At 44.6% G+C, this 1156-nt stretch carries 1 protein-coding gene and 1 pseudogene; both read right to left on the bottom strand.

The window, feature by feature from the left end:
- Nucleotides 1-26: 26 nt before the first annotated feature.
- On the bottom strand, nucleotides 27-452 hold the full coding sequence (locus tag AWU77_RS02065) for a hypothetical protein (protein ID WP_062058527.1): 426 nt from the start codon (nucleotides 450-452) through the stop codon (nucleotides 27-29).
- 11 nt (nucleotides 453-463) lie between these two features.
- A pseudogene (locus AWU77_RS20415) lies at nucleotides 464-1156 on the bottom strand (DNA topoisomerase IV); the annotation flags it as partial.

The raw sequence follows: 1156 nt of genomic DNA, 5'->3' as shown, positions 1-1156 counted from the left end.
GGAAACACAGTTCCGCGCACCGCTGATCAAGGTAACTTGAAAACCACTTTAACGCTTGCATCCACTGCTGCTGCATCAACATAACCAATCATATTGGGATTGGCCGCTATCAATGTTTTAACAGCCGCATCATCGCCTGCATCTTTAGGTGGGGTGCCCTTGCCAGTGAAAACTAACTGCGACCAATAAGCTTTGTATTGACTCGAGTTTTTCTTGCACACACCTTCATTGAATTTATCGCGTGCTGCTGCGCCTTCATTTTGATTTATCGGAATGGCTTGTGCCCCCCCGGGAAAATTTTTACTTTTCCCCAAAAAGATACGAGAGACATCGTCTTCCGTGAGCGAATCAAAAGCTGCTGATGGATGCACAATAACCGCAACTTCAGCCCAAGAAAAACTTGTCATACCTATTGCTACAATTGCCGCCAGTAAACGAAGAGTTTTTTTCATGATGGCAGCTCCTAAAACACAGTTTGCAAAGCAACGGAGAATACCTTTTGGTCACCGTCGAACTGATCGTCAACATCATCCACTTGGAACTTCAATGCCGTACTTGATGCAACATCCCAACGAGCACCTAAAGTAATAACATCTCGCTCATCAGACAACCCATCGGTAATACCTACCAGAGTATTGTAAATAACAACGGTATCAGGAATTTGTGCGATATAAGGCAAACCAGCTTCAGGGTGCGCCTGCTCATCTTTAGATTTGGATGCTGTGACATGAAACAACCAATCACCAGCACGCACACCCGCCATCACAAATTCGCGAATGTTCTTACCCAATAATGAGTCCGAAGCATCCATCTCAATATGTTCCGCTGCCGCCACAAAACGACCTGTATCTATAGTTAAGCCAATCTCCACAAATGTCGCTTTATCATCATCTGCTAAAAACTGGTCAACATTGCGACTGAAATCTTGATTAAACGCAGCTCCCAATTGATTTATACCTGCAGCCAATTGGTTAAACCCACTACTCGCCAAGGTCAAATCAGCCTGATGATAAGCAGTGCGCAAGGTCCACCAATCTTTACCTAATGTAGCGGCAATACCAATTTGGTTGCGTGTGCTGGCAGCAGCCGTGCTGCCTGAAAGACTTAATGAATCATCAAAGCTGCCAAAATAAGCTTGTACGCTAGTATCAAAACT

It is taken from the genome of Cellvibrio sp. OA-2007, assembly GCF_000953825.1.
GTDB lineage: Bacteria > Pseudomonadota > Gammaproteobacteria > Pseudomonadales > Cellvibrionaceae > Cellvibrio.
The sequence above is the reverse complement of the archived record's forward strand: the minus strand, read 5'-3'. Positions and strand labels throughout refer to the sequence as shown.

Coding starts and splice junctions, on each gene's coding strand:
- AWU77_RS02065 (WP_062058527.1), bottom strand. CDS start 452: ATGAAAAAAACTCTTCGTTTACTGGCGGCAATTGTAGCAATAGGTATG.